Annotated in this window: 24 protein-coding genes and 1 pseudogene; 14 read left to right on the top strand and 11 right to left on the bottom strand. The window is 70.3% G+C overall.

What is annotated here, in order from left to right; genetic code table 11:
- Nucleotides 1-279 precede the first annotated feature (279 nt).
- Nucleotides 280-1,722, bottom strand: a complete 1,443-nt coding sequence (gene gndA / locus ACFVUT_RS15925; RefSeq protein ID WP_389650072.1) for an NADP-dependent phosphogluconate dehydrogenase — start codon at nt 1,720-1,722, stop codon at nt 280-282.
- Between the two features lie 127 nt (nt 1,723-1,849).
- Here gndA and ACFVUT_RS15920 point away from each other — a divergent pair, with 127 nt between their 5' ends.
- Together ACFVUT_RS15920 and ACFVUT_RS15915 are read left to right on the top strand one after the other, a co-directional pair.
- Complete coding sequence (locus ACFVUT_RS15920; protein ID WP_389650075.1) at nt 1,850-2,110, top strand: hypothetical protein; 261 nt, start codon at nt 1,850-1,852, stop codon at nt 2,108-2,110.
- Nucleotides 2,111-2,341: 231 nt separating this feature from the next.
- Nucleotides 2,342-3,736: a transglycosylase family protein gene (locus ACFVUT_RS15915; RefSeq protein WP_389650078.1), complete on the top strand. Its 1,395-nt coding sequence runs from the start codon at nt 2,342-2,344 to the stop codon at nt 3,734-3,736.
- A 28-nt stretch (nt 3,737-3,764) separates the two neighbouring features.
- On the opposite strand, the gene ACFVUT_RS15910 is transcribed toward ACFVUT_RS15915, so the two are convergent.
- Nucleotides 3,765-4,958 carry a DMT family transporter gene (locus ACFVUT_RS15910; protein ID WP_389650080.1) on the bottom strand — a complete coding sequence of 398 codons (1,194 nt, stop codon included), beginning with the start codon at nt 4,956-4,958 and terminating at the stop codon, nt 3,765-3,767.
- 377 nt (nt 4,959-5,335) lie between these two features.
- Here ACFVUT_RS15910 and ACFVUT_RS15905 point away from each other — a divergent pair, with 377 nt between their 5' ends.
- Nucleotides 5,336-6,046: a (2Fe-2S)-binding protein gene (locus ACFVUT_RS15905; RefSeq protein ID WP_389650083.1), complete on the top strand. Its 711-nt coding sequence runs from the start codon at nt 5,336-5,338 to the stop codon at nt 6,044-6,046.
- 259 nt (nt 6,047-6,305) lie between these two features.
- Here ACFVUT_RS15905 and ACFVUT_RS15900 read toward each other — a convergent pair whose 3' ends face one another.
- Nucleotides 6,306-6,761 carry an ATP-binding protein gene (locus ACFVUT_RS15900; protein ID WP_389650086.1) on the bottom strand — a complete coding sequence of 152 codons (456 nt, stop codon included), beginning with the start codon at nt 6,759-6,761 and terminating at the stop codon, nt 6,306-6,308.
- A 326-nt stretch (nt 6,762-7,087) separates the two neighbouring features.
- Here ACFVUT_RS15900 and ACFVUT_RS15895 point away from each other — a divergent pair, with 326 nt between their 5' ends.
- Both ACFVUT_RS15895 and ACFVUT_RS15890 read left to right on the top strand, forming a co-directional pair.
- A complete protein-coding gene (locus ACFVUT_RS15895; protein WP_389650089.1) occupies nt 7,088-8,572 on the top strand; it encodes an SDR family NAD(P)-dependent oxidoreductase in 1,485 nt (494 codons plus the stop codon).
- Between the two features lie 465 nt (nt 8,573-9,037).
- On the top strand, nt 9,038-9,217 hold the full coding sequence (locus ACFVUT_RS15890) for a hypothetical protein (RefSeq protein WP_389650091.1): 180 nt from the start codon (nt 9,038-9,040) through the stop codon (nt 9,215-9,217).
- A gap of 92 nt (nt 9,218-9,309) precedes the next feature.
- Here ACFVUT_RS15890 and ACFVUT_RS15885 read toward each other — a convergent pair whose 3' ends face one another.
- Nucleotides 9,310-9,684 carry a fluoride efflux transporter FluC gene (locus ACFVUT_RS15885; RefSeq protein WP_389650094.1) on the bottom strand — a complete coding sequence of 125 codons (375 nt, stop codon included), beginning with the start codon at nt 9,682-9,684 and terminating at the stop codon, nt 9,310-9,312.
- Nucleotides 9,684-10,151 (bottom strand): fluoride efflux transporter FluC, encoded by a 468-nt coding sequence (locus ACFVUT_RS15880; RefSeq protein ID WP_389650096.1) that lies wholly within the window; start codon nt 10,149-10,151, stop codon nt 9,684-9,686. Before ACFVUT_RS15880 ends, ACFVUT_RS15885 begins: the two co-directional genes overlap by 1 nt.
- A 197-nt stretch (nt 10,152-10,348) precedes the next feature.
- Between ACFVUT_RS15880 and ACFVUT_RS15875 the strand changes: the two genes are divergently transcribed.
- Genes ACFVUT_RS15875 through ACFVUT_RS15835 form a run of 9 tightly spaced genes read left to right on the top strand, consistent with a single transcriptional unit; the run spans nt 10,349 to nt 18,523 of the window.
- On the top strand, nt 10,349-11,311 hold the full coding sequence (locus ACFVUT_RS15875) for an urea transporter (protein WP_389650098.1): 963 nt from the start codon (nt 10,349-10,351) through the stop codon (nt 11,309-11,311).
- A gap of 52 nt (nt 11,312-11,363) precedes the next feature.
- A complete protein-coding gene (locus ACFVUT_RS15870; protein ID WP_389650102.1) occupies nt 11,364-11,669 on the top strand; it encodes an urease subunit gamma in 306 nt (101 codons plus the stop codon).
- Between the two features lie 5 nt (nt 11,670-11,674).
- Entirely contained in the window at nt 11,675-12,520 is an 846-nt protein-coding gene (locus tag ACFVUT_RS15865) for a sirohydrochlorin chelatase (protein ID WP_389650104.1), read from the top strand.
- Nucleotides 12,517-13,014 carry an urease subunit beta gene (locus tag ACFVUT_RS15860; protein WP_389650107.1) on the top strand — a complete coding sequence of 166 codons (498 nt, stop codon included), beginning with the start codon at nt 12,517-12,519 and terminating at the stop codon, nt 13,012-13,014. The genes ACFVUT_RS15865 and ACFVUT_RS15860 overlap by 4 nt, the downstream gene beginning before the upstream one ends.
- A complete protein-coding gene (gene ureC, locus ACFVUT_RS15855; RefSeq protein ID WP_389650109.1) occupies nt 13,014-14,738 on the top strand; it encodes an urease subunit alpha in 1,725 nt (574 codons plus the stop codon). Before ACFVUT_RS15860 ends, ureC begins: the two co-directional genes overlap by 1 nt.
- Nucleotides 14,739-14,745: 7 nt before the next feature.
- Nucleotides 14,746-15,510, top strand: coding sequence for an urease accessory protein UreF (locus ACFVUT_RS15850; RefSeq protein ID WP_389650112.1), 765 nt, complete (start codon nt 14,746-14,748; stop codon nt 15,508-15,510).
- A gap of 30 nt (nt 15,511-15,540) precedes the next feature.
- Nucleotides 15,541-16,161, top strand: a complete 621-nt coding sequence (gene ureG, locus ACFVUT_RS15845; RefSeq protein WP_389650114.1) for an urease accessory protein UreG — start codon at nt 15,541-15,543, stop codon at nt 16,159-16,161.
- A 1-nt stretch (nt 16,162) separates the two neighbouring features.
- Complete coding sequence (locus ACFVUT_RS15840) at nt 16,163-17,128, top strand: urease accessory protein UreD (protein ID WP_389650117.1); 966 nt, start codon at nt 16,163-16,165, stop codon at nt 17,126-17,128.
- Nucleotides 17,129-17,173: 45 nt separating this feature from the next.
- Entirely contained in the window at nt 17,174-18,523 is a 1,350-nt protein-coding gene (locus tag ACFVUT_RS15835; RefSeq protein WP_389650119.1) for an ammonium transporter, read from the top strand.
- Between the two features lie 171 nt (nt 18,524-18,694).
- On the opposite strand, the gene ACFVUT_RS15830 is transcribed toward ACFVUT_RS15835, so the two are convergent.
- From ACFVUT_RS15830 to ACFVUT_RS15805, 6 genes and pseudogenes are all read right to left on the bottom strand, one after another.
- Complete coding sequence (locus ACFVUT_RS15830; protein WP_389650122.1) at nt 18,695-20,131, bottom strand: lipase maturation factor family protein; 1,437 nt, start codon at nt 20,129-20,131, stop codon at nt 18,695-18,697.
- Between the two features lie 49 nt (nt 20,132-20,180).
- Complete coding sequence (locus ACFVUT_RS15825) at nt 20,181-20,693, bottom strand: DUF1990 family protein (RefSeq protein WP_389650124.1); 513 nt, start codon at nt 20,691-20,693, stop codon at nt 20,181-20,183.
- A complete protein-coding gene (locus ACFVUT_RS15820; protein ID WP_389650127.1) occupies nt 20,690-21,034 on the bottom strand; it encodes a YndJ family transporter in 345 nt (114 codons plus the stop codon). Before ACFVUT_RS15820 ends, ACFVUT_RS15825 begins: the two co-directional genes overlap by 4 nt.
- Before the next feature lie 14 nt (nt 21,035-21,048).
- Nucleotides 21,049-21,102 (bottom strand): annotated as a pseudogene (locus ACFVUT_RS15815) (hypothetical protein); the annotation flags it as partial.
- Between the two features lie 240 nt (nt 21,103-21,342).
- Entirely contained in the window at nt 21,343-22,407 is a 1,065-nt protein-coding gene (locus ACFVUT_RS15810; protein WP_389650130.1) for a FecCD family ABC transporter permease, read from the bottom strand.
- On the bottom strand, nt 22,404-23,441 hold the full coding sequence (locus ACFVUT_RS15805; RefSeq protein WP_389650133.1) for a FecCD family ABC transporter permease: 1,038 nt from the start codon (nt 23,439-23,441) through the stop codon (nt 22,404-22,406). Before ACFVUT_RS15805 ends, ACFVUT_RS15810 begins: the two co-directional genes overlap by 4 nt.
- Nucleotide 23,442: the final 1 nt, after the last annotated feature.

Raw genomic sequence — 23,442 nt, 5'->3', positions numbered from 1 at the left:
TGCGGACGGTCACGAACACCGCGACACCTCCGTGGTCCTCCACAGCGACACTTCCGTGGCCTCCGGTGCCCTTCCGGTGTGCTTCCGGCCGTCGGGCAGCGGCCCCCGAGGAACCGTGTGGTCGTTGGCCGACATCGCCCCTGCGGCGACGAAGCGGAGCGCCCACCGGCGCTCCGCGCGTCAGCCCGCGGAGGAGACCTTCGGCGCTCCGCGCGTCAGCCCGCGGTGACCTCCGACGCCCTGCGCGTCAGCCCGCGGTGACCTTCGGCGCTCCGCGCGTCAGCCCGCGGAGACCTCCGACCGGTCGCCGCCCCAGAGCGTGTGGAAGGAGCCCTCGCGGTCCGTGCGCCGGTAGGTGTGCGCGCCGAAGAAGTCGCGCTGTCCCTGGGTGAGCGCCGCGGGCAGCCGGTCCGCGCGCAGCCCGTCGTAGTACGAGAGCGCGGCTGCGAACCCGGGCGTCGGCACACCCTGGCGCACCGCCTCGGCGACCACCGCGCGCCAGTCGTCCTGCGCCGCACCGATCTCCTCGGCGAACTGCTCGTCCGAGAGCAGGCTCAGCAGGTCGGGACGGGCGTCGTACGCGGCCCGGATCCGGTCCAGGAACGCGGCCCTGATGATGCAGCCGGCCCGCCAGATCGACGCCACCGCGCCGAGATCGATGTCCCAGTCGTACGCCTCGCTGCCCGTCCGGATCTGGTGGAACCCCTGCGTGTACGAGACGATCTTGGACGCGTACAGCGCCTGCTCCACCCGGTCGGCGAACGCTGCGGCCTCCTTCTCGCCCAGCGCCGTGGGCGACGGGCCCGCCAGTCCCTTCGCCGCCTCGCGCAGATCCGCGTGGCCGGACAGCGAGCGGGCGAAGACGGCCTCCGCGATGCCGGAGACGGGTACCCCCAGATCCAGCGCGATCTGCACCGTCCAGCGGCCCGTGCCCTTCTGCTCCGCACGGTCCTGCACGATGTCCACGAAGGGCTTTCCGGTGGCCGCGTCGGTGTGGGCGAGGACCTCCGCCGTGATTTCGATCAGATACGAGTCCAGACGGCCGGTGTTCCAGCTCCGGAAAGTCTCGGCGATCTTCGCGGGGGAGTAGCCCGCCACCCCTCGCAACAGGTCGTACGCCTCCGCGATCAGTTGCATGTCCGCGTACTCGATGCCGTTGTGCACCATCTTCACGAAGTGCCCGGCCCCGTCGGGGCCGATGTGTGTGGTGCACGGGGCGCCGTCCGCCGCCTTGGCGGCGATCTTCTCCAGCAGCGGCCCGAGCGAGGCGTACGACTGGGACGAGCCGCCGGGCATGATGCTCGGCCCGTTCAGCGCTCCCTCCTCGCCGCCCGAGATGCCGACGCCCACGAAGTGGATGCCGCGCCCGCGCAGGTCCTTCTCGCGGCGGCGGGTGTCCTCGAAGTGCGCGTTGCCACCGTCGATGATGACGTCGCCCTCTTCGAGGAGCGGCGCGAACTCCTGGATGACGGCGTCCGTCGGATCGCCCGCCTTCACCATGATGATCAGCCGGCGCGGACGTTCCAGCGCCGCGACGAACTCCTGCGGCGTCCGCGCGGCGACGAACGAACCCTCGGCGCCGAACTCCTCGACCAGAGCGTCCGTCCTCGCGGTCGTGCGATTGTGCACGGCGACCGTGAAGCCGTTGCGGGCGAAGTTACGAGCGAGATTGCGGCCCATGACCGCGAGTCCTGTGACGCCGATCTGCGCTGTGCCGCTCATCTGTGTGCTCATCAATCTGTAGGGGGGATGCCGGGGCCTTAAGTATGGATTCGGGGCGTGTGGACGGCCTGTTGGGCATGGGCCGTATGGACCTGCGTGTGTGCATGGTAGAGCTCACGCCGTACGCGTGGCGATCGATGCCACCGGTCGGTTCTCCGCAGTGGGAAACCCGCTCACCGCCCGGGAGAGCCTGACGCTCGTGGTGGTCCCGCTCCCTCTGCACCGCCGCGAGGGCCGACGGCGCACCGACGGGTTTCTGCGCCACTCCGCGCTGACCGGGGCGGCGGCCGAACCGGTCGTCACCTTCTCCGGCGGGATGCGGAGCGGGCTCGGCCTCGTGATGACCCTGGCCGGTGACCCGTGCGTCATCCGCGACGTCAGAATCTGAAGGGGACAACTCCCTTCCCGACAAGCCCCGATGGCCGGCGCGGTCGTCAGCTTCGTACGCGGCAGTGCGGGACGAGGGCCGGTGAGTGCAGCGGTGACGTCCTTCGCACGGCAGTGCCCGACGGGTCGCCCGTGACGGGTGAAGAGTTCCTGGCACTCTTGTCATCGCCCTTTGCCTGCCCATAAGTTGGGCGCTTGCGACGTGTCCTATTGCCAGTGGGGGAGCCAAGTCATGGCCGCGAACGGACGGCACCGCAGATATCAGCCCAGTCGGCTCAATCGCGCCTCGCTCACGGTTACCGCCAGCGGTGCGGGCATCGCCCTCCCGCTCATCGCGGCCGGCTCCGCGGGTGCCGCGTCGACGGACGTGTGGGAGAAGGTAGCCGCCTGCGAGTCCACCGGTAACTGGCACATCAACAGTGGCAACGGCTACTTCGGCGGCCTGCAGTTCACCCGGTCGACCTGGGCGGCGTACGGCGGCACGGTCTACGCACCGCGCGCCGATCTGGCCACCAAGGACGAGCAGATCGCCATCGCCGAGAAGGTGCTCAAAGGGCAGGGGCCCGGCGCCTGGCCTGGCTGCTCGACGAGGGCGGGGCTGACCGGCGGCGGGGAAGCCCCCGACATCGAGGTGCAGTCCGAGCGGACCGGTCAGGCCAAGGCGGTCGAAAAGGAAACCGCGCGGAAGGACACCGCCCGGAAGCCGGAGACGAAGCGGACGTCCACGCCCGCCACGCCGACCACGGTGCCGGGCAAGCGTGAGTCGTACACCGTGGCCGGCGGCGACTCCCTCTCCGCGATCGCGGCGGACAAGCACATCAGGGGCGGCTGGCAACATCTGTACGCGGCCAACCGTGAAGTCGTGGGGGACGACCCGGATCTCATCTTTCCGGGACAGCGCCTGAGCCTCGACGCGACCAGGGCGCCGGCCAAGAGTTCCCCGTCGGGCTCGACGACGGCAGCGACTCCGAAGACGACTCCGAAGACGACTCCGAAGACGACTCCGAAGACGAGCACGAAGCCGAGTACGAAGCCGACTCCCAAGCCGAAGGGAACAGCCGCGGCCCAGAAGGCGACGCCACAGCCCCGGGCCACCGAGGCGAAGCAGCAGCAGACGAAGAAGCCCGAGCAGCAAGCGGCAGCGAAACCCGCGCAGCGCTCCACCGAGCCGAAACAGCCCCCGAAGAAGGCCGAGAGCCAGAAGCAGGAGCGGGCCAAGCAGCGTTCCGGTCTCGTCGCGCCGGTCGCCGCGGGCATCGGTACGGCGTACCACCAGGCCGGTTCCTGGGCCAGCGGCTATCACACCGGTGTCGACTTCCCCGTCCCGACCGGTACGTCGGTGAAGGCGGTCGACTCCGGCACCGTTGTCTCTGCGGGCTGGGCCGGAGCGTACGGGTACCAGATCGTCATCCGGCACAGCGACGGCAAGTACAGCCAGTACGCGCACCTGTCCGCGCTCCATGTGCGCGAGGGCCGACATGTATCCGCGGGCCAGCGGATCGCGCGCTCGGGCTCCACCGGGAACGTCACCGGTCCGCACCTGCACTTCGAGATCCGGACCGGACCCGGCTACGGGTCGGACATCGACCCGTTGGCCTACCTCAGGGCCCGCGGCGTCAGCGTCTGAGCGGTCGCCCGGGAGCACCCGGCCGCACTCAGCCGACGCGGCACGTCCCGGCGGACGCGCCGCCGCGCCCCGTCGCCTCGGCCCGCCCTGTCGCGCCGCCGCGCGATGACGACCGGTCGGGCTCGAACTCCACGCGCCCGAGTCGCCGCTCCAGCGGCATCATCAGAGGCAGCGCGGGCGCTGCCGAGAACGTTTCCGCGATGGCTTCGACGGCCCCGCCGGGTGCCGACGGCGCGGGCTCGGCAAGAACGACGACCGTCTGTGTCCCGGTGGCCGGCTGAGAAGGTTCCACCGGTGCCGCGGAGACTTCGGCGCCGGACTCCGGGGCCTCGGCGGCCACCCTGTCTTCCGCAGTGTCCGGGCACACGCTTCCGATCGCCTGTGCGGCCCGGTGTTCCGCGCCCAGCCGCTCCGTCGTGAGAAGGATCAGCCCGCCCGCCGCGATCACCCCGCAGACCAGTGCGAGCATGGTGCCCGCCGTACCGTGACGGAATTCCTCGTCGAACAGGGTGATACCGACAGCCGCGGCTATCACCGGGTTCACCACCGTCACCGTGGCCAGCGGCGCTGTCAGCCCGGCGCCGCGGTACGCGGCCTGGGAGAGCAGCAGCCCGGCAGCGGCGAAGACGGCGATCGCCGACAGGGCTGTCATTCCGGCTCCCGCCGCACCGGAGGCCCACTGCACCGCGACCGTCTTCGTGAACACCGAGGCTATCCCGAACGCGACTCCCGCAGCCCCGGCCAGCATCACGCTCCGTACCACCGGCCGGTGAAATCCTCTGGAGATCAGGAAGAGCGCCGCGACCGCGCCGAGTGTCATACCGGCGAGCATCAGCTGATCCGGACTGCTCAAGGCATGCGACCCGGAGTCCCCGGTGAGGGTGAGCAGGCCCGCCAGACCGGCGGTCGCCATGATCGCGCCGCGCCACGCGGTGGCCCCCGCCCGGCGCCGTACGAAGAGCGCCGCCATCGGCAGGGCGAAGACGATGGTCAGCGCTCCGAGCGGCTGGACGAGACTGAGCGGACCGTAGGCCAGCGCAACGACGTGCAGCACCGCGCCCAGACCGTTCAGCGCCACGGCCGCCCACCACACACGGTTGCGCACATGCGCCAAGGAACCGCTGCCTCCGGCCGTGGCCACGCGCTCCTGGACAATCGCCCCGGCCGCGTAGGCGACCGCGGAGATCAGCGACAGAAGCACGGAGAGCGCGAGGGAACTCATGTACACCACGATGTCCCTTCCAAGCCGCTGCGTCGTCGTCCTGGAGGCGGCAATCCCGCGTACTGCTTTGGTAGTACGGGACTACTCCCAGTGTCCTCCTCCCGATGGTGGTCCTCCCCCGGAGAGCTGTGGCGTGATCGACCCGAGGGTTACGGTGAGCAACGAGTAGCGGTTGGACGTTGGGTGCCCAGACGCCGGGTGTCCAGACGCCCAGACGCCCAGACGCCCAAACGCCAGACGCCGGGTGCCGGGTGCCGGGTGCCGGGTGTCCGGGTACAGCGATCGCGGTAGCCGGTGCTTGGATACAGCGGGTCGTGGTTGTCCCGGTGCCCGGTATGTCACCGGCGGTGGTCGGGAGCCCGAGAAGGAGCAGTGCGATGGAAGAACTCCCAGCAGCCGTGGTGGGCGGATTCTTCGCCCTGCGGACCACTCCGCCGCCCGACGGGGCGCACCGCCCGCTGGCACTGGTGTACGCGGGCGAGTCCGCACCGCTCGCGGCCCGTATCGACACGGTCGCAGCCCGGCTCCGAACCCCCGAGCGCAGAGTCGCCGCTTCCGTCGCGCACCTGGGGCTGGCCTCCCGGCTCTGGTCGATCGCACTCGGCCCGGCGGCCCTGACCGGCCGTTTCCCCGATCTCCCGCCCGATGCCCTGTACTGGAACCCCCAGCAGTCCGCCCCCGACGACCTGTGGCTGGAGACCGACGACGCGGTGCCCGGCACCGCCGCCCGGATTCGGGAAGCCGTCCAGTACGCCCACCTCGTGCCCCTGGCCGAGGCGATCCATCGTGACGTTCCCGTGTCGAAGAGGCTCCTGCGGGGCAACGCCGGGTCGGCGCTGGCGGGAGCCCTGCGTGAACTGGTCACCTGGGCCCGCGCTCACCGCCGCCCCGACGTCTCCGGGCGAGCCCGCGCCCTGGTCGCCGAACTCTTCGACCACCCGGATCTCCGGGACACCGGTGCCCCGCACGGTCCGGCGTTCCGCCGCCGCAGTTGCTGCCTGTACTACCGGTGCCCGGACGGCGGCCTGTGCGGCGACTGCGTCCTCGACCGAGGACCGGGCTCTTCCGCCGCCCGCCGCACGGGGTAGGGCGCAAGGCGCACAGGGGGTACTCCCAACGGGATCCCACTGGAACATGAGGGCCTGAGACGCGCGCATATGAGGGGCCTGAGACGCGCGCGCATATGAAGGTGTGAAACGCGCACAGAGGGGGTGAGGCGCGCACAGAGGGCGTGAGACGTGCGACGGGCTCGTCCGCGGCATGTTGAGCCCGGTCGTGGCGGGGGAGCGCCGCCGTCCGGCCTGCGGGTGTTCGCGGCCCGGGGGCGCGCGAATCCCCGCCCCCGGCTCAGCTGCTCAGCTCGAACTCGGCGCGGATGCGTTTGCCGACCGGTACGCGCTCGGCCGTCAGCCGGTCGCACAGCGCCACGACGATCTCCATGCCGTGCCCGCCCGGCCGCGTCGGGTCGGGTGCGTAGAAAAGAGGCAGGGCCGAGCTGCTGTCGTACACCGTGACGCTGATGCGTTCCGCGGTGCCTTCCAGCTCCAGCAGGTACGGCCCCTGGCTGTACCGGTCCGCATTGGTGACCAGCTCGCTCACTGCCAGCATCAGATCGCTGCGGGTGCGCTCGCCGAACACCGCGAGCCATTCGGCGGCCAGCCGGACCAGGAAATGGTCGGCCAGGGCCCGGGCGCGTGCGATGCAGCCGGGCTCGCCGTCGAACACCTCGGCGCTGTGCAAGACCTCTGTGGGCCGGTTGCCGCCGGGACCGTCGGCCGGTCGCGAGGTGACCTGTTCGTTCATGTGCTCCAGCCCGGGCGACGCAGGGGGTTTCGGTGACAGCTGCTCGACGCTCGCCTACCCGCGACGAGCGGTCCCACTCCGGGAAAGTCCCGGCAGATCTCAGCCACGGACGGGCCGCAGCGAAGCATATGAGACCACAGCAGTGGCGGAGCAGCCGGGCGCCGGGTTCACGCTGGTCACGCACGCCCGCGGAACGCGGCGAACACCCGGGAGATCACGCGAACGGAGCAGCGTCCGGTGCATGGCAGACTTGACCGGGGCGTTCGGCCCGGCAGGACCGGTCACGGCGGTCGCCGCCACGAGAGACAAGCGACAGAGGAACGGCAATGACGGTGACAGAGGACAGCCCGGAGCTCGCTCCCGGAACTGAGCAGTTCGGTCCCGGAATCGACCCGGAGCGGCTGGCCGTCTGCCTGAGCGTGCTCGACGAACTGGACAGCATCGAGGTCGACCACCCCGATGCGATCTCCGTGCGCCGCGCCACGGCCGGGATCTACCGGACCGTGAAGCAGCGCCGCCGTCAGGAGCGCCGCGCGGCCAAGACCGCGCACGACAAGGCGGTCACCGAGGCCACCGCGACCGGCTCGGCCGAGCGGATCGACGACGAGACGCAGGGGATCCTGCCGTCGTCCTCGGCCCAGGCCGAGATCGCGGGCATCCTCCAGCGCCCCCGGTCCTGCTACATCTGCAAGGCCCGGTACATCGAGGTGGACGCGTTCTACCACCAGCTCTGCCAGTCCTGCGCCCGCGAGAACCGGGCGCGCCGCGACGCACGGACCGACCTCACCGGCCGGCGCGCGCTCCTCACCGGCGGCCGGGCCAAGATCGGCATGTACATCGCGCTGCGGCTGCTGCGCGACGGTGCGCACACCACCATCACCACCCGGTTCCCCAACGACGCGATCCGCCGCTTCAAGGCGATGCCGGACAGCGACGAGTGGATCCACCGTCTGAAGATCGTCGGCATCGATCTGCGTGACCCGGCTCAGGTGGTCGCCCTCGCCGACTCGGTCGCGGCCGCGGGTCCGCTGGACATCCTGATCAACAACGCGGCGCAGACCGTGCGCCGTTCCGCGAACGCGTACAGCGAACTGGTCAACGCCGAGTCGGCCCCGCTCCCGGCCGGTGAGCTGCCTCCCGCCGAGATCATCGGCACGTTCGGCAGCGGTACCGTCGACCGTGTCGCGGCGCTCCCGGCCGCCCGCAAGGAGGGCCTGAGCGCGCAGGACGTCACCGAGCTCGCCCTGGTCTCCGGTTCCGCGTCCCTGGAGCGGATCGCAGCGGGCACGGCGATCGACGCGGGCGGTCTCGTACCCGACCTGCACGACACCAACAGCTGGGTCCAGACGGTCGACGACGTCGAGCCGATCGAGCTGCTGGAAGTGCAGCTCTGCAACTCCACCGCGCCGTTCATCCTGATCAGCCGGCTCCGCCCGGCGATGGCGGCGACGGCGGCCGGGCGCGCCTACGTGGTCAACGTCTCCGCGATGGAAGGGGTGTTCAGCCGTGGCTACAAGGGTGCGGGTCACCCGCACACCAACATGGCCAAGGCCGCGCTGAACATGCTCACCCGCACCAGCGCCCAGGAGATGTTCGAGAAGGACAGCATCCTGATGACCGCCGTCGACACGGGCTGGATCACCGACGAACGCCCGCACCCCGACAAGGTCCGGCTGGCCGAAGAGGGCTTCCACGCCCCGCTCGACCTGGTCGACGGCGCCGCCCGTGTCTACGACCCGATCGTGCGCGGCGAGGCGGGCGAGGACCTGTACGGCTGCTTCCTCAAGGACTACGCGCCCGCCAACTGGTAGCCGACCGGTGGCGTCGTGAGCGTGCGGCGTCGTGGACGTGCGACGCCGCGAGCGTGCGGCGCCGAAGGCCGTACGTGCGAGGCGTACGTGCAGGGACGTGTGTGCGTGCGCAGGGTTGTGTGTGGCTGCCGCGCCGTGTGTGGCCCGTGGACCCGGTCCTGGACTCGTTTCCGGGCCGGGTCTTTCCCGTACGGGATGGCTGAAAGTGACCCAGTGCACACATTCCATCGAGCGGGATCGCGCTCATTTGGTTACTCTGATGCGAACGGATGCCATCGAGGAGTCCACGAAACCTCCTCGACCCTCCCGGGACAGGCTTGTCAACCAAGTCGCCGTCCCGCCCCGTAACCCGGCGCCACCGCGACCGTACCGACCCTTTCCCTGCCCTTCGCGGGTGGCCGACTTCCGGCAATGAGGCCGGAGCGTCGGCGACGCCCGGGGTTACGCGACACAAAGGAGTGCGCGGTGACGACACCAGAACTGACGAAGCGCGAGAAGCGACCGGCCGAACGGCGCGACGGAGAACGGGCCCCCAAGGCCGAGAAGCTCCGGAACATCGAGGTCTGGGCCAGGTCCGCACCGATCCGGCTGGCCGGCTACGAGGACGACCTCGCGGAGCCGCACATCCTGCCCGGCATCGACTGACCGCTTCACGGCTTCACACCTTCACAGCCGAACTCCGGTCCGCACCCCGCGAGGGGTGGACCGGAGTTCGGCGGTTTTGAGCCGTCCGCCGGTCAGAAGAGCGCGTCCGCCACCGCCGCCCCCGCGAACGAAAGCCCGACCCCCGCGCCCACGCTGAGCGCCAGATAGCCGGCGGCGACGGCCAGTCGACGGGCCGAAGTGAGGGTCAACAGCTCGTACGAGAACGTCGACCAGGTCGACAGCGCGCCGCAGAACCCGGTGGCGAGCAGGAGTTGGAGCCGGGGCCCGAGAGCCCCGTCCGCCACCGCCGCGGAGACGAAGCCGAGGATCAGCGCCGCGCCGGTATTGGCCGCGAACGTCCCCCACGGAAAGACGCTGTGGAGACGGAACTTGGCGTCCACGCCGAGCAGATAGCGCAGCGGGGCGCCGACCAGCCCGCCGGCGAGTACGAGCAGCCAGTCGACCATCAGCCGCGGTCCGATGTCCGGCGTCCGCCGCCGAAGGCGAGGTGCGTGCCGAGGGCTCCGACGGTCACCGCCGCGAGCGCGGCCACGACGGTCAGCAGCAGGCAGCCGATCGCGTAGCCGGGCCGGCCGGCCTCGAAGAGCCGGCGCACGTCGTCCGTGTAATGCGAGAACGAGGTGAACCCGCCGAGCACGCCCGTGCCCAGGAGCGGACTGATCAGACGGGGAGCGCCGGGAAAACGCAGCTTCACGGTGACCATCAGGACACCCATGAGGAAGCAGCCCACCACGTTGATCAGCAGGATCGTCCAGGGGAATGCCACGGGGCCGGTCGGCCGGAGAAGCTCGACACCATGGCGGGCCGCCGCCCCCGCGGCGCCGCCGATCGCGACGACCGCTACGACGGTGAACTGCACTCCCGGATGGTGATCGGGGTGCGTGAAACGGTGCAGCATCATCTTCGAGGCCATCCGGCGAACGTAATGAGTGGCGGGGGACACGGGACACCCAGCACGCGGAACGGCTTCGGGCCGCACTCGAACGGGGCAGCGGAACCGCCCACAACGGGAAAGGCAGCCCGTCCTGTGGCTGTATGGCGGTGAGTGGTTGTCCGCCTCCTCCACACACCCGTGGAGCGGTCCTCCCCGCCGAACCGTTGGAGTCCGCCGTGACCGTCGCCGAGCCGGACGTCGTCCGCAGACTCGAAAGCCGGGAGCCGATGGCCTACCTCCTGGCCTCGGTCCGCGGAGTCGGCCAGGTCGACCTCCAATCCTGCCTGTGGACCGGTGTGTTCATCCTCGCCGGGCTCTGGGCAGCGGGCTGGCAGGTCGGTCTCTTCGCCACGCTCGGCACGCTGATCTCCACGGCGACCGCCCGTGCACTGGGCGCCGACCGGTCGGGCATCGCCCTCGGGCTCCAGGGGTACTGCGGCTGTCTCACCGGCATCGCGCTGGTCACCTCACTCGGGCACCACCCCGCCACCTACGTGCTCACCGTCGTCGGCGCGCTCATGTGCACCCTGATCATGGCGGCGCTGACCACCCTGCTAGCCCCCTACGGACTGACCGCGCTCACCGCGCCGTTCTGCCTGGTCTCCGGCGTCATGGTGCTCGGGGCGCCGTACTTCCACCGGGTCTGGCACGGTGCTCCGAGGGCCGTCTCCAGCGCCACCAGCGGAGACACCGCGATCTCCTGGGGCGACCTGTGGCATGCCTTCTTCACCAACGTGTCCCAGGTCTTCCTGGTCGGTGAGTGGTACGTCGGGCTCATCATGCTCGTCGGCCTGGCCTTCGCCGGAGTGCGTGTGGTGCTGTACGCGGCGGCGGGCAGCGTCATGGGCATCGTCGCGGCGTGGGCGCTCGGCGCCCCCACCGCGCTGATCGCGAACGGCATCTACGGATACAACGCCGTTCTCGTGGCGATCGCGCTCGGCGCGGTCTTTCTCACCGGCACCGTGTGGAACGGGGCGTACGCACTCTTCGGCGCCGCTGCCACCACCGGCCTGACGGCCTCGCTGACGTCGTTCTTCACCTCGTTCGGCGGCCACACCTTCACCTGGCCGTTCATCCTCACGACCTGGGTGTTCATGGCTGCCGTCCCCGTGCTGCCGCGCTTCTGCCGGAGCCCGTGACCCGCTGGACCGCCCCATCCCTCCCCGTACAGCCCTGAGGAAGGTACTGACGATGAACCTCGCACCTCGCGAGATCGACAAGCTGCTGGTGTACGTCGTGGCCGACCTGGCCCGCAGACGCCAGGGCCGCGGACTCAAGCTCAACTACAGCGAGTCCGTCGCACTGATCACCGAAGCGATCCTGGAAGCCGCCCGGGACGGCAGGAGCGTCGCGGACTGCATGGAACTCGGACGCCAGGTCCTCGGCGAGGACGACACCATGCCGGGCGTACGGGAGATGCTCGGACTGCTGCAGGTCGAGGCGTCGTTCGTGGACGGCACCAAGCTGGTGTCCTGTCACGACCCCATCGGCGGCTGAGTCCGGTGTCCGACCGTTTTCGGGTGATCGCCGTGTGCGGCCACGAGGCGGCGCACGGCGCGGCGCTGCAGGGCCTGGTGGATTCCGCCGTCACCGTCGTGCCGAGCGGACGCGCGTTGTACCGGTGCGTCGCCGGGCTCCGGCGCGGTGGCGAGAAGGGGTGCGTCGTCCCCATGACACTGGGCCGCGATCCGGAACTCGTCGCGGAAACCGCCCGTACGCTGCGCGCGCTGCCCGCCGCCGAACGCCCGGGGACGGTGCTCGCCGAGCCATTCGGTACCTCCCAGCACCTGATCGGCTGGCTGCGGGCCGCGGCGGGCCGCACACCCGACGAGTCGGCGCTGCTGATCACCGCCCCGTCCGGCGATCCCTTCGACGACGCGGAACTGTACCGGGTGGCGAGTCTCGTCCGCCGCTACGGCAGCCATCCGCTCGTCGAGGTCGCGTTCAGCGGGGGAGATCCCGACCCGATCGCGGGAGTGCGTCGCTGCCGGCTGCTCGGCGCCGCCCGCGTGGTGCTGCTCCCGGCGGCGTTCGCACGGCCGGAAGTACCGGACGTGCCGGGTACGCAGGTCGAGGGCGCCGGTCCGCTCGTGTCGCCCGCCGCCGTGGCCCGGGTGCTCGCCGAACGCGTCCAAGACGCCCGGCGGCGGTGGCGCGAACGCGGTGACGACGGCATCGCGGCCGGACTGACCGCCGCGGACGACCACGGCCACTCCCACACCCATCCGCCGGGCGAGGGCCACGACCACGGCCGTGGTCACGGACCTCTGCACCCGCATCAGCATCAGCACCCGCATCCGCACCCGCATGCCGGCGGTGCGGGCCGAATGATCAGGAGCACTGCATGACGTTCCATCAGAAGTACCTCTACGGCAAGGATCCGATCGAGATCAACGCCGGTCGCCGCACGGTGAAGGTCACGGTCAGCAACACCGGCGACCGAGCCGTCCAGGTCGGGTCGCACTACCACTTCTTCGAAGTCAACTCGGCGCTGTCGTTCGACCGCCAGAAGACGCTGGGTATGCACCTCAACATTCCCGCCGGAACGTCCGTACGCATCGAGCCCGGCGGATCGCGTGAGGTGGAGCTGTGCGCGTACGCCGGAACCGGGCGGCTCGTCGGCTTCAGCGGGCTGCTCAACGGCAGCCTCGCCTCGCATCCGGCCAGGGTCGAGGCCGTCCGCAAGGCGATCGAGCAGGGATTCCAGGGCGCTCGGGACAGCACCGAACCCTCCGCCACCGCGAAGGGCACCGGAAAGGCCAAGGACGCGAAGAGTCCGAAGGACCCGAGGGATGCCAAGGGCTCCAAGGACTCCAAGGAAAAGAAGAAGGGTTCGCGCTGATGCCCATCCTGCCGCGCAAGCAGTACACCGACATGTTCGGCCCGACGGTCGGCGACCGTTTCCACCTCGCCGACACCAATCTCGTAGTCGAGGTCGAGAAGGATTTCAGCGAGGGCCAGTACGGGGACGAGGTCCTCTACGGAGGCGGCAAGACCATGCGTGACGGCATGGCCGCCGACCCCCAGGCCACCAGTGCCCAGGGTGCCCTCGACACCGTCATCACCAACGTCGTGGTCATCGACCCCGTCGTCGGCGTCGTCAAATGCGACATCGGCATCAAGGACGGGTTCATCGCGGGCATCGGCAAGTCGGGCAACCCGCAGACCCAGAACAACGTGCACCCGGACCTCGTCATCGGCCCCGGCACGGAGGCCATCGCCGGAGAGCACCTCATCGCCACCGCGGGCGCCATCGACACCCACGTCCATCTGATCTCCCCGCAACAGGCCGAGCAGGCACTCACCAACGGCATCACCACCCTCATCGGCGGCGGGACCGGCCCGTCCGACGGCACGAACGGCACCACCTGCACCCCCGGCCCGTACAACATCGCCCGGTTCCTGCAGGCGGCCGAGACGTTCCCGGTCAACCTCGGCATCATGGGCAAGGGCAACGGCAGTCTGCCGGAAGCGCTCAACGAACAGGTCGTCGCCGGAGCCTGCGCGCTGAAGGTCCACGAGGACTGGGGCGCCACCCCGGCCGTGATCGACAACGCCCTGGCCGTCGCGGACCAGCACGACATCCAGGTGGCCATCCACACGGACAGCCTCAACGAGAGCGGCTTCTTCGAGGACACCCGCTCCGCGATCGACGGCCGTACCATCCACACCTTCCACAGCGAGGGCGCGGGCGGCGGTCACGCCCCCGACATCCTGCGGGTCGCGGGCGAGCCGAACGTACTGCCGTCCTCCACCAACCCGACGCTGCCGTACACCAAGAACTCGGTGGACGAGCTCCTCGACATGGTCATGGTCTGTCACCACCTCAGCCACGACATCCCCGAGGACGTCTCCTTCGCCGACAGCCGCGTCCGCGCCGAGACGATCGCCGCCGAGTCGGTCCTGCACGACCTCGGCGTGATCAGCATGTTCTCCTCCGACTCGCAGGCCATGGGCCGGGTCGGCGAGTCCGTGACCCGGGCCTTCCAGACCGCGCACCACTGCAAGGACAAGCTCGGCACACTGGAGGGTGACTCCGCCCGCAACGACAACCAGCGTGTTCTGCGCTATCTCGCGAAGGTCACCATCAACCCGGCCATCGCCACCGGGATCTCCGATCACATCGGATCGATCGAGAAGGGCAAACTCGCCGACATCGTGCTCTGGCCCATCCACTCCTTCGGTGCCAAACCGAAGATGGTGATCAAGGGCGGCATCATCTCCTGGGCGCAGATGGGCGACCCCAACGCCTCATTGCCGACTCCTCAGCCGGTGCTCTACCGCCCGATGTTCGGCCAGTACGGCAAGGCCCTGCAGGCGACGCATGTCACCTTCATGTCCCAGGCCGGCATCGCCGCCGGAGTTCCGGCCGAACTGGGGCTGGAGCGCATGGTGCTGCCGGTGCGCCGCACACGGACCATCGGCAAGCACAACATGATCCGCAACAACGCGCTGCCGGACATCAAGGTCGATCCCGAGACCTTCAAGGTCACCCTCGACGGCAAGGTCGCGACCATCGATCCGGCCCAGGAACTGCCCCTCAACCACCTGTTCTTCCTGGTGTAGGGCGTCGATGTACCGCGACCAGAGCGACGTTCCGGATGATCCGGCCCCGGTGGCGAGGTCCGCCGCGGGGGCCGGACCGCCCGGTCCCGGAACCGGGCCGTTGCTGGTCAGCCTCCAGCTGACCGACTCGGCGTTCCCGAGCGGCTTCTACACGCTGTCGCACAGTCTTGAGGGCTTCGCCCAGGCCGGAGCGGTCGACTCCGACAGCCTGCCGCTCCTGCTCGACGACCTGCTGCTGCACGGGGTCGGCCCGGCGGATGCCACCGCACTCGCGCTCGCCCACCGGGCGACACGGACGGGCGAACCGGAGACCGTCGTCGGAATCGACGAGCAGCTGTTCGCCACCAAACTGGGCCGGGAGACGCGACAGGCCGCCACCCGCACCGGCAGGCAACTTCTCGACCTCGCGCGGGAGGTCTTCGAACGTCCGGAGATCGGTGACTACTTCGAGCGGGTCGTACGCCGGGAGGCGCCCGGCACCCAGGCGGTCGCCGCCGGGGTCGTCTACGCGGCGACCGGTGTGCCGGTCCGCCAGGCCGTCGTCTCGGACCTGTTCGCGTTCTGCGCGAGTTTCGCGGGTGCGGCCCTGCGGTTGCGGCTGACCGACCACCGCGGGGCGCAGACCCTCCTTCGGGGGGCCGCACCCGTCATCGAGGCGGCGGCGGAGGCGGCGCTGCGGCGCGAACCGGCCGACGTCGGCGCCACCGTCTTCGCTTCGGACGTCATGTCGGGCCGTCACGAACGCGCCGAGGCCCGGCTCTTCGCCAGCTGACCCGACCCACCTCACAAGCCAGGGAGCACCATGGACGACAAGGTACTGCGGGTCGGAATCGGCGGACCGGTCGGATCCGGCAAGACCGCGCTCATCGAGGCGCTGGTACCGCTACTCATCGAACGCGGCCACCGACCCGGTGTCATCACCAACGACATCTATACGCAGGAGGACGCCCAGCACGTCCGCCGCACCCTCGAAGGAGTCCTCGAACCGGACCGCGTCGTCGGGGTCGAGACCGGCGCCTGCCCGCACACGGCCGTACGGGACGACCCCACGATGAACCTGGCGGCGGGTGCCGAGATGCTGGAGCGCTTCCCCGACACCGACACGCTGCTCTACGAGTCCGGCGGTGACAATCTCACCCTCACCTTCAGCCCCGCCCTCGTCGATCTGTTCCTCTTCGTCCTGGACACCGCGGAGGGCGAGAAGATGCCCCGCAAGCGTGGGCCGGGCATCACCGATTCCGACCTGCTCGTCATCAACAAGATCGATATCGCGCAGTACGTGCGCACCGATCTCGGCGTCATGGAATCCGATGCCCACCGGGTCCGCGACAACCGTCCCGTGGTGCTCACCGACTGCCTCACCGGCGTGGGCATCGAGGACATCGCGGCCTACCTCGAATCGCGCCGCAAGGCGCTGATCTGACATGCGGCCCACCCTGCCCCGCAGCGGACCGGACCGGCTCGCCCCCGACTACTACACCGCGGTCCGTGTCCCGCGGGACGTGGCGGCCCTGGCATCCGTACCCGATACGCTCGCGCCCGGCTCCCCGGCCAAGGTGGGCATCCTCGATCTGGCCTTCGCCGTGCGGGGCGGACGCACCGAACTCGTCGAGCGCTACCAGAAGACACCCCTGCAGATCATGCGGCCGCTGTGGATCGACACCGCCATGCCCGGGATGAGCCACGTCTATCTGATGGCGACCGGTGGCGGGATCGCCCAGGCCGACCGCTACCGGATGGACTTCCGGTGCGGTCCCGGCACCCAGGTGCATCTGACCACCCAGGCGGCCACCAAGGTCTTCCGGATGGAACACGACTACGCGACCCAGCGCGTTCACCTCACTGCGGAGGCCGGCGCCTACGTCGAATACCTTCCCGACCCGCTGATCCCCTTCAACGGCGCGCGGTTCTACCAGCACACCGAGATCACGGTGGCGAACGGTGCCACCGTGGTCACCGGCGACATCCTCACCGCCGGGCGGCTCGCCCGCGGCGAGCGGCACGACTACCGAATCCTCGCCACGGACCTGCGCATCGCCCGGCCCGACGGCACCCTCCTCGCCATCGACACCCTGCGCCTGACCCCGGGCGCGGGCGGACCCGGCAAAGGGGTCCTCGGGCCGGGCGTGTTCGCCGGGCACGACCACGTCGCGTCGCTCTTCGTCGTCACCGACCGCGCCCCGGCCGACGAGATCGCCGACACCCTGCACGAGGCACTGGCCGGACTCGGGGTCCTGTACGGAGTCAGCGTCCTGCCCCGCGACTGCGGGGCCTGGGTCAGGCTCCTGGAGGACGACCCCTGCCTGGTCGCCGCCGCCCACTCCGCCGCCTGGCGGTCCGTGCACCTGCTCCTCACCGGTCGTCCGGCGCCCGACCTGCGCAAGCCGTAACCCGTTCCCACCACCCGCCCCCACACCCCCACGAGGTATCCGCCGATGAATACCGCTCCCGCGCCGATGCCGGCCGCGTACGACTCCGGTGACACCGCCTGGCTGCTCGCCTCCACCGCCATGGTGCTGTTGATGACGCCCGGACTGGCGTTCTTCTACGGCGGCATGGTGCGCACCCAGCACATCCTGATGATGATCAAGATGAGCTTTGCCGCGCTCGCCTTCGGCACGCTCGTCTGGTGGGTGATCGGCTACAGCCTGGCGTTCGGCCCCGATGTCGGCGGCGCCGGAATCATCGGCGGTCTCGACCACGTGTTCCTGCACGACATCGGGCTGACCACCCTGTCCGGCCACATCCCCACCTACGTCTACAGCACCTTCCAGATGGGTTTCGCGATCATCACCGTCGCGCTGGTCAGCGGCTCGATCGCCGACCGTGCCACGATGAAGGGCTGGCTCGTCTTCGTCGTGCTGTGGCTGCTGATCGTCTACATTCCGATCGCGCACTGGGTGTTCGACCAGGACGGCTGGATCGTGAAGCATCTCGGCGCGCTGGATTTCGCCGGCGGTCTGCCGGTGGAACTCAACTCCGGCGTCGCGGGTCTGGCTGTCGCGCTCGTGCTGCGCGCGCCGCGCGACTTCGCCCGGCGCGAGGAGAGGCCCAACAACATCCCGCTCGTCGTGATCGGTGTCGGACTGCTCTGGTTCGGCTGGTTCGGCTTCAACTCCGGCTCCGCGCTGAGCGACCAGGGCACGGCGGCCGGTGCCTTCATCAACACCCAGCTCGGTGCCGCGGGCGCCATGGTCACCTGGCCGCTGGTCGAGAAATGGCGCACCGGCAGGGTCACCACCATGGGGGTCGTCTCCTCGGCCGTCGCCGGCATGGTCGCCATCACCCCGGCCTGCGGAGAGATCAACACCCTCGGTGCCGTCATCACCGGCCTCGTCGTGGGTGCGGTCTGCGCCTTCGCGATCACGCTCAAGTTCCGTTTCGGCATCGACGACACACTCGACGTCGTCGGCGTGCACGGCGTCGGAGGACTGATCGGTCTGATCATGGTCGGCCTCCTCGCCACCGCGCGCATCAGCGGCAAGAAGGGCCTCTTCTACGGAGGCGGCTGGGGGCTGCTGGGCAGGCAACTCGTCGCGATCGTCGCCGTGATCGCGTTCTCCTTCGTCCTCACCTGGCTCATCGCGAAGGTGGTCGACCTGACGGTCGGCTTCCGTGCCGAGGACGAGTACGACAGCGTGCCCGGTTCGGAGGTGGAGCGTGCGTACGACTTCCAGACCGCCGAGCGTCTCGGCGCCCTGGTCTCCGGCAAGGCCGTGACCAGCGACGACGAGCTCGTCAGGCACATCACCACCCTGCTGCGGGCCCGGGAGGAATCGAAATAGCGCGCCCCTTCTGCGTCATCCCTTCAGGGCCGTCCCCTCGGGGCCGTCTCTTCGGGGCCGTCTCTTCGGGGTCGTCTCTTCGGGGCCGTCTCTTCGGGGTCGTCTCTTCGGGGTCGGGCGCGTCTGCCGGGCCGGCGGGGGCCCGCAGGACCGGGCGGCACGTCCGGGCGTTCACCAGCGCCGGGCCGGTCCGGTCCGGGAGGGTCCGAGCGAGACGGGCGGCATGAACTCCCGCACGTAGGTGCGGTGCCACCAACGACCGGTGGCCCGCAGCTCACGCCAGGTGGTGTACCGGTAGTGGTACAGCCCGGCGCGGACATGCGCGGGCGGCGCACCCGGGAACGGGTTGTGACGCAGCAGCCGCAGTGTGTCCCGGTCGTTCTCCAGCAGCCGCGCCACGAACGGGCCGAACCACGGGCCCGCGTACGCCGGGGAGAGGGCCGCGAACCACATCAGCCAGTCCAGCCGCAGATGGTACGGAGCGAACTGGCGGGGCAGCCGGCGCGGATCACCGGGCTTGCCGCGGAAGCCGTACTCCTTCCAGACCGTGCCCTCGTGGAGCACCCGCTCGTCGGTGCCCTCGACCACGACCTCCAGCCGGACCCGGCTGATGCTGCCGAACGCCCCGTAGGTATTGACCAGATGCAGCGGGTCGAACGAGCGGTTCATCACCTGGCGGCGCGAGATCAGATTGCACGCCGGGCGATAGCTGAGGAACACGACCAGCGCGGTGACCGCGATGACGACGGTCTCGTACCAGAGCGGCGGCGCGGACTGGGCGGGCGGCTCGGAGAACAGGGACCAGTCGACGGCGGACAGGGCAAGGGTGATCGTCAGCCAGTTCAGCCAGGCGAAGTTCCCCGAGACGACCAGCCACAGCTGGGTGACGATCATCAGTCCCGCGGCCGCGCTCGCCACCGGCTGCGGAGTGAAGAGGAGCACCGGCACCAGGAGTTGGGTGACATGGTTGGCCGCCACCTCCGCCCGGTGGACGGGCTTCGGCAGCCGGTGGAAGAACCAGCTCAGCGGTCCTGGCATCGGCTGCGTCTCGTGATGGAAGTACAGACACGTCAGCCTGCGCCAGCACGCGTCGCCACGGATCTTGATCAGTCCGGCGCCGAACTCCACCCGGAACAGCACCCAGCGCAGCAACCACAGCACCAGCACGGGCGGCGCCGTGTGCGCGTTGCCGAGAAAGACGGCGAGGAAGCCGGTCTCCAGCAGCAGCGATTCCCAGCCGAAGCCGTACCAGGTCTGGCCGACCTGCACGATCGACAGGTAGAGCGCCCACGGCAGTGCCCACAGGAGCATCGCCGCCCAGAGCGGAACGTACGCGTCCAGGCCCGCGATCAGTGCGACGGCGAGCGCGCAGCCGGTCCAGCAGGTGAGGGCGAAGAAGTGGTCGGAGTAGTGGAGCCGGAACAGGCCGGGCGCGCTGCGCCAGTCGGTACGCCGCAGGAAGTCGGGCACGGGCAGCATGCCGCGTTCGCCGATCAGCGCCCGGAACTGGAGTGCGGCGGCGAGAAACGCGACCAGGTAGACGCCGGCCAGAGCCCGCTGGAAGATCAGCCGGCTGAGCCAGTACCCGTCTGCTGTGAACCACTCCATTGTGTCCAGTATCGGCCCGGTGGCGCGGCTCAGCCCTTCGGGCCCGCGCTCATCGGCCGTCGGCGGCGATCCGGCGCAGCGCGGTGCCCAGCCGACGGGCGTACCACCGCTGAGCCACCGGGACGAGGGGCCCCGCGAGCCGGGAGTACCAGACGGCCGGGCGGCTGAAGGCCATGACGGTGAACCACACCGTCCCGTCGTCCGCCAGGTCCACCACGAAGGACTCCTCTCCGCGCTCGGGGTGCCGGCCCAGCGTCCCGTAGGCGAATCCGACGCGGTCCTGCTCGTACGCCGCCCAGACGACCTGGCAGGGTGCGGTCAATCGGAACGGGCCGATACCCAGCGAGACCCGGACGAGGGCGCCGGCCTCGGCGCGGGCCGCCGACGCGTCGACCCCGGCCCCGGCGGCGCGATGCGCGCGCCAGGCGGTGACCGCCGCACCCGCCGTCTCGAAGTCGGCCCGGCCGCGGCCGATCCGGGTCCGGTGGTGGAGGTGGTGGTAGCCGTCGGGGAGCGGTCCGAGGCGGGTGGCTCCGACCTCGGGATACGTGAGGGCGCTCATGCGGTCCTGCCTTCCCCGGGATGCGTGAGGGGCTCACGCGGCCCTTCCTTGGTGATCGTGCCTATTTCGTGACCGGTGCGGTCGTGAAGCCTCCGCCAGGCGAGCACGGAGCAGAGTGCGAAGCCGAGCGCGTTGCCGAGACCGTGGGTGGCGGCCATCCATGCCAGGGTGGGGTGCGGGAGGCCGGTGGCCTCGCCGAGTGCCCAGCTCAGCGCGAGCACCATGGTGACCACGAGCACGGCGCACGAGGTGGCGAGCAGCAGCCGGGTGATTCTGTCCCGTGCGCGCCGCGGACCGATCGCCAGAGTGCGGCGGCGCCGGGCACGGCGAAGAGCGGCCACAGGCGGCGCATCCGGTCCAGCTCGGGCGCACCGGTCAGCCGCAGCCCTGTCGGGACCACCACCAGCATGCCGAGCATCACGATCAGACCGATCAGACCGACCAGAACGGACATGGCCACCCCCCGACTTGAACGCGTTCAAGTGCGCGCGGGGATGACTGTACGGCCTCTTCTGAACGTGTTCAAGAGAGGCCGTACGGTGGAGTGGCGGACCGGACGGCCGCACAGGATGAGCCGCAGTGCGTGGGTGAAGGCGTGCCCGTGGCGCCGGACGGCTGCTTCAGCGGTGCGCAGCGGATCCCGAGGGAGTCACAGGACTCCCCGGCGCCACTCCCGTATCAGCAGCCACCCGAGGTACGCCCCTCCGATGGCCATCGTGTAGATGCCGACGGGCAGGTTGTCGAACAGCGGCAGTTGTTGGGCGCAGAGATCCGCGAGTACCAGCAGCAGCGCGCCCGTCAGCACCGACAGCGACAGATGTGGGCCCGAGACCCGGGTGATCCGCTTGGCGATCTGCGGGGCCGTCAGCGAGATGAACGCGATGGGTCCGGCGACACTGACCGCGCCCGCCGAGAGCACGATGGCCAGGACGATGGCGGTCGTCTTCGTGCTGCGGGGCTCGGCTCCGAGCGCGCCCGCGATGTCGTCGCCCATCTCCCCGACGTCCAGCCGCCGCGCGATCAGGGCGGTGAGCGGGGCCACGACCAGCAGGACGAGCCAGATCGTGGTGGCGTCGTCCCAGGAGCGCGCCGACAGGCTGCCGTTGACGTACGCGGAGAGGACGGAGGCCCGGTCCCGTTCCATGGCGTAGACGACGTACTGGGTGACCGCCGTGCCGATCGCGGCGACGCCGATCCCGGCGACGACCAGCCGTGCGGGGTTGCGGAACCCGGTGCCGGTCGACGCATGGACGAGCACCATGGCGAGTACGGCACCGACCAGTGCGCCGAGCGCCACCGGCACGGTGCCCGGGAACAGCAGCGCGGTGATCGAGGCCCCCGCGCCGGCGCCGGACGCGAGCCCGATCACGTCCGGGCTGCCGAGCGGATTGCGGGTGACGGACTGGAACAGCGCCCCGGAGAGACCGAGCGCCCCGCCGGTGCCGATGGCGACCACCAGGCGCGGCCCGCGCAGGCGTTCCAGGACGAAGGCGTTCTTGCCCTCGGCCCCGCCCGTCACCGCCACGGCGAGTTCGTTGAGCGGGATGCCCAGCCGCCCGAGCGACAGCGTGGCGACGGCTGCCGCCAGGAGCAGCACGAACAGCGCGAGCGCCGTCAGTACCGACACCCGCCGCAGTGGCACTGCCACGCTCCGCCCGATCGTCAGGAACCCCTTGGGCGACGCGGTGCGGAATCCGGCCTGATGCGACGTCATGCGTTGCCCCTCATCCTGCGTACGGCGATGAGCAGTGCGGGCGCTCCGATGAACGCGGTCACGACACCGACCATCAGTTCCTGCGGGCGCATGACGACCCGACCCACGACATCCGCGAGGAGCAGCAGCGCGGGACCGACCAGCGCCGAGAAGAGGATCTGGGCCCGGAAGTCGACGCCGACCAGGGCCCGGACCACATGCGGAACGGCCAGGCCGACGAACGCGATCGGACCGACCGCCGCCGTCGCCGCGGCGCTCAGCAGGGTGGCCGAGAGCAGCCCGCCCGCCCGGACCAGGGCCGGATTCGACCCGAGGGACGCCGCGGTCGAGTCGCCGAGTGCGAGTGCGTTGAGGCCGGGCCCCAGTACCGCGGCCACCACCAGGCCGACCACGGCGAACGGCAGCACCGACAGGAGGACCTCGAAGTTCCTTCCGCCGAGCGCACCGACGACCCAGTACCGGTAGCTGTCGAACACCTGAGGCCGGCTCAGGGTCACCGCCTGGATGAAGGCCGACAGTACGGCGGAGAGCACCGCGCCGGCGAGCACGAGCCGCACCAGTCCGCCGCCCGAACCCGCCGAACCGATCGCGTGGACGAGCAGACCGGCGATCAGCGCACCGGGCAGCGCCCACCACATGGTGGCCGTACTGCCCGACGCCCCCAGGAAGGCCGTCGCGGCGACGACGCTCGCGGAGGCGCCCGCGTTGATGCCGAGGAGACCGGGATCCGCCAGCGGATTGCGGGTCACGCCCTGCATGAGCGTGCCCGCCACCGCCAGACAGAGGCCGGCGAGCACACCGAGCGCGGTCCGCGGATAGCGGCTCTCGATGATGGTGGTGACATTCGGATCGGCGGAGCCGGACAGGACGTGCAGCACATCGGTGAACGAGGTGGTCCGGCTGCCGAACATGACGCTCGCGAACACAGCGAGCACGAGCACGACGAGTGCGACGACGAGGGAATACACCCGCCGAGCGGTGCCGGTCCGTGAGGTTCCGGCACCGCTCGGCGGTGTTCGTGTGGTGGTGGCCATG

This window comes from Streptomyces sp. NPDC058051 (assembly GCF_042885475.1).
GTDB lineage: Bacteria > Actinomycetota > Actinomycetes > Streptomycetales > Streptomycetaceae > Streptomyces.
This window is presented reverse-complemented; position numbering and strand designations above follow the sequence as displayed.

Excerpts from the sequence above, each read along its gene's own strand:
- gndA (WP_389650072.1), bottom strand. The coding sequence starts at position 1,722 with ATGAGCGGCACAGCGCAGATCGGCGTCACAGGACTCGCGGTCATGGGC.
- ACFVUT_RS15915 (WP_389650078.1), top strand. The coding sequence starts at position 2,342 with ATGGCCGCGAACGGACGGCACCGCAGATATCAGCCCAGTCGGCTCAAT.
- ACFVUT_RS15910 (WP_389650080.1), bottom strand. The coding sequence starts at position 4,958 with ATGAGTTCCCTCGCGCTCTCCGTGCTTCTGTCGCTGATCTCCGCGGTC.
- ACFVUT_RS15905 (WP_389650083.1), top strand. The coding sequence starts at position 5,336 with ATGGAAGAACTCCCAGCAGCCGTGGTGGGCGGATTCTTCGCCCTGCGG.
- ACFVUT_RS15900 (WP_389650086.1), bottom strand. The coding sequence starts at position 6,761 with ATGAACGAACAGGTCACCTCGCGACCGGCCGACGGTCCCGGCGGCAAC.
- ACFVUT_RS15895 (WP_389650089.1), top strand. The coding sequence starts at position 7,088 with ATGACGGTGACAGAGGACAGCCCGGAGCTCGCTCCCGGAACTGAGCAG.
- ACFVUT_RS15885 (WP_389650094.1), bottom strand. The coding sequence starts at position 9,684 with ATGGTCGACTGGCTGCTCGTACTCGCCGGCGGGCTGGTCGGCGCCCCG.
- ACFVUT_RS15880 (WP_389650096.1), bottom strand. The coding sequence starts at position 10,151 with ATGGCCTCGAAGATGATGCTGCACCGTTTCACGCACCCCGATCACCAT.
- ACFVUT_RS15870 (WP_389650102.1), top strand. The coding sequence starts at position 11,364 with ATGAACCTCGCACCTCGCGAGATCGACAAGCTGCTGGTGTACGTCGTG.
- ACFVUT_RS15860 (WP_389650107.1), top strand. The coding sequence starts at position 12,517 with ATGACGTTCCATCAGAAGTACCTCTACGGCAAGGATCCGATCGAGATC.
- ureC (WP_389650109.1), top strand. The coding sequence starts at position 13,014 with ATGCCCATCCTGCCGCGCAAGCAGTACACCGACATGTTCGGCCCGACG.
- ACFVUT_RS15850 (WP_389650112.1), top strand. The coding sequence starts at position 14,746 with ATGTACCGCGACCAGAGCGACGTTCCGGATGATCCGGCCCCGGTGGCG.
- ureG (WP_389650114.1), top strand. The coding sequence starts at position 15,541 with ATGGACGACAAGGTACTGCGGGTCGGAATCGGCGGACCGGTCGGATCC.
- ACFVUT_RS15840 (WP_389650117.1), top strand. The coding sequence starts at position 16,163 with ATGCGGCCCACCCTGCCCCGCAGCGGACCGGACCGGCTCGCCCCCGAC.
- ACFVUT_RS15835 (WP_389650119.1), top strand. The coding sequence starts at position 17,174 with ATGAATACCGCTCCCGCGCCGATGCCGGCCGCGTACGACTCCGGTGAC.
- ACFVUT_RS15830 (WP_389650122.1), bottom strand. The coding sequence starts at position 20,131 with ATGGAGTGGTTCACAGCAGACGGGTACTGGCTCAGCCGGCTGATCTTC.
- ACFVUT_RS15825 (WP_389650124.1), bottom strand. The coding sequence starts at position 20,693 with ATGAGCGCCCTCACGTATCCCGAGGTCGGAGCCACCCGCCTCGGACCG.
- ACFVUT_RS15810 (WP_389650130.1), bottom strand. The coding sequence starts at position 22,407 with ATGACGTCGCATCAGGCCGGATTCCGCACCGCGTCGCCCAAGGGGTTC.
- ACFVUT_RS15805 (WP_389650133.1), bottom strand. The coding sequence starts at position 23,441 with ATGGCCACCACCACACGAACACCGCCGAGCGGTGCCGGAACCTCACGG.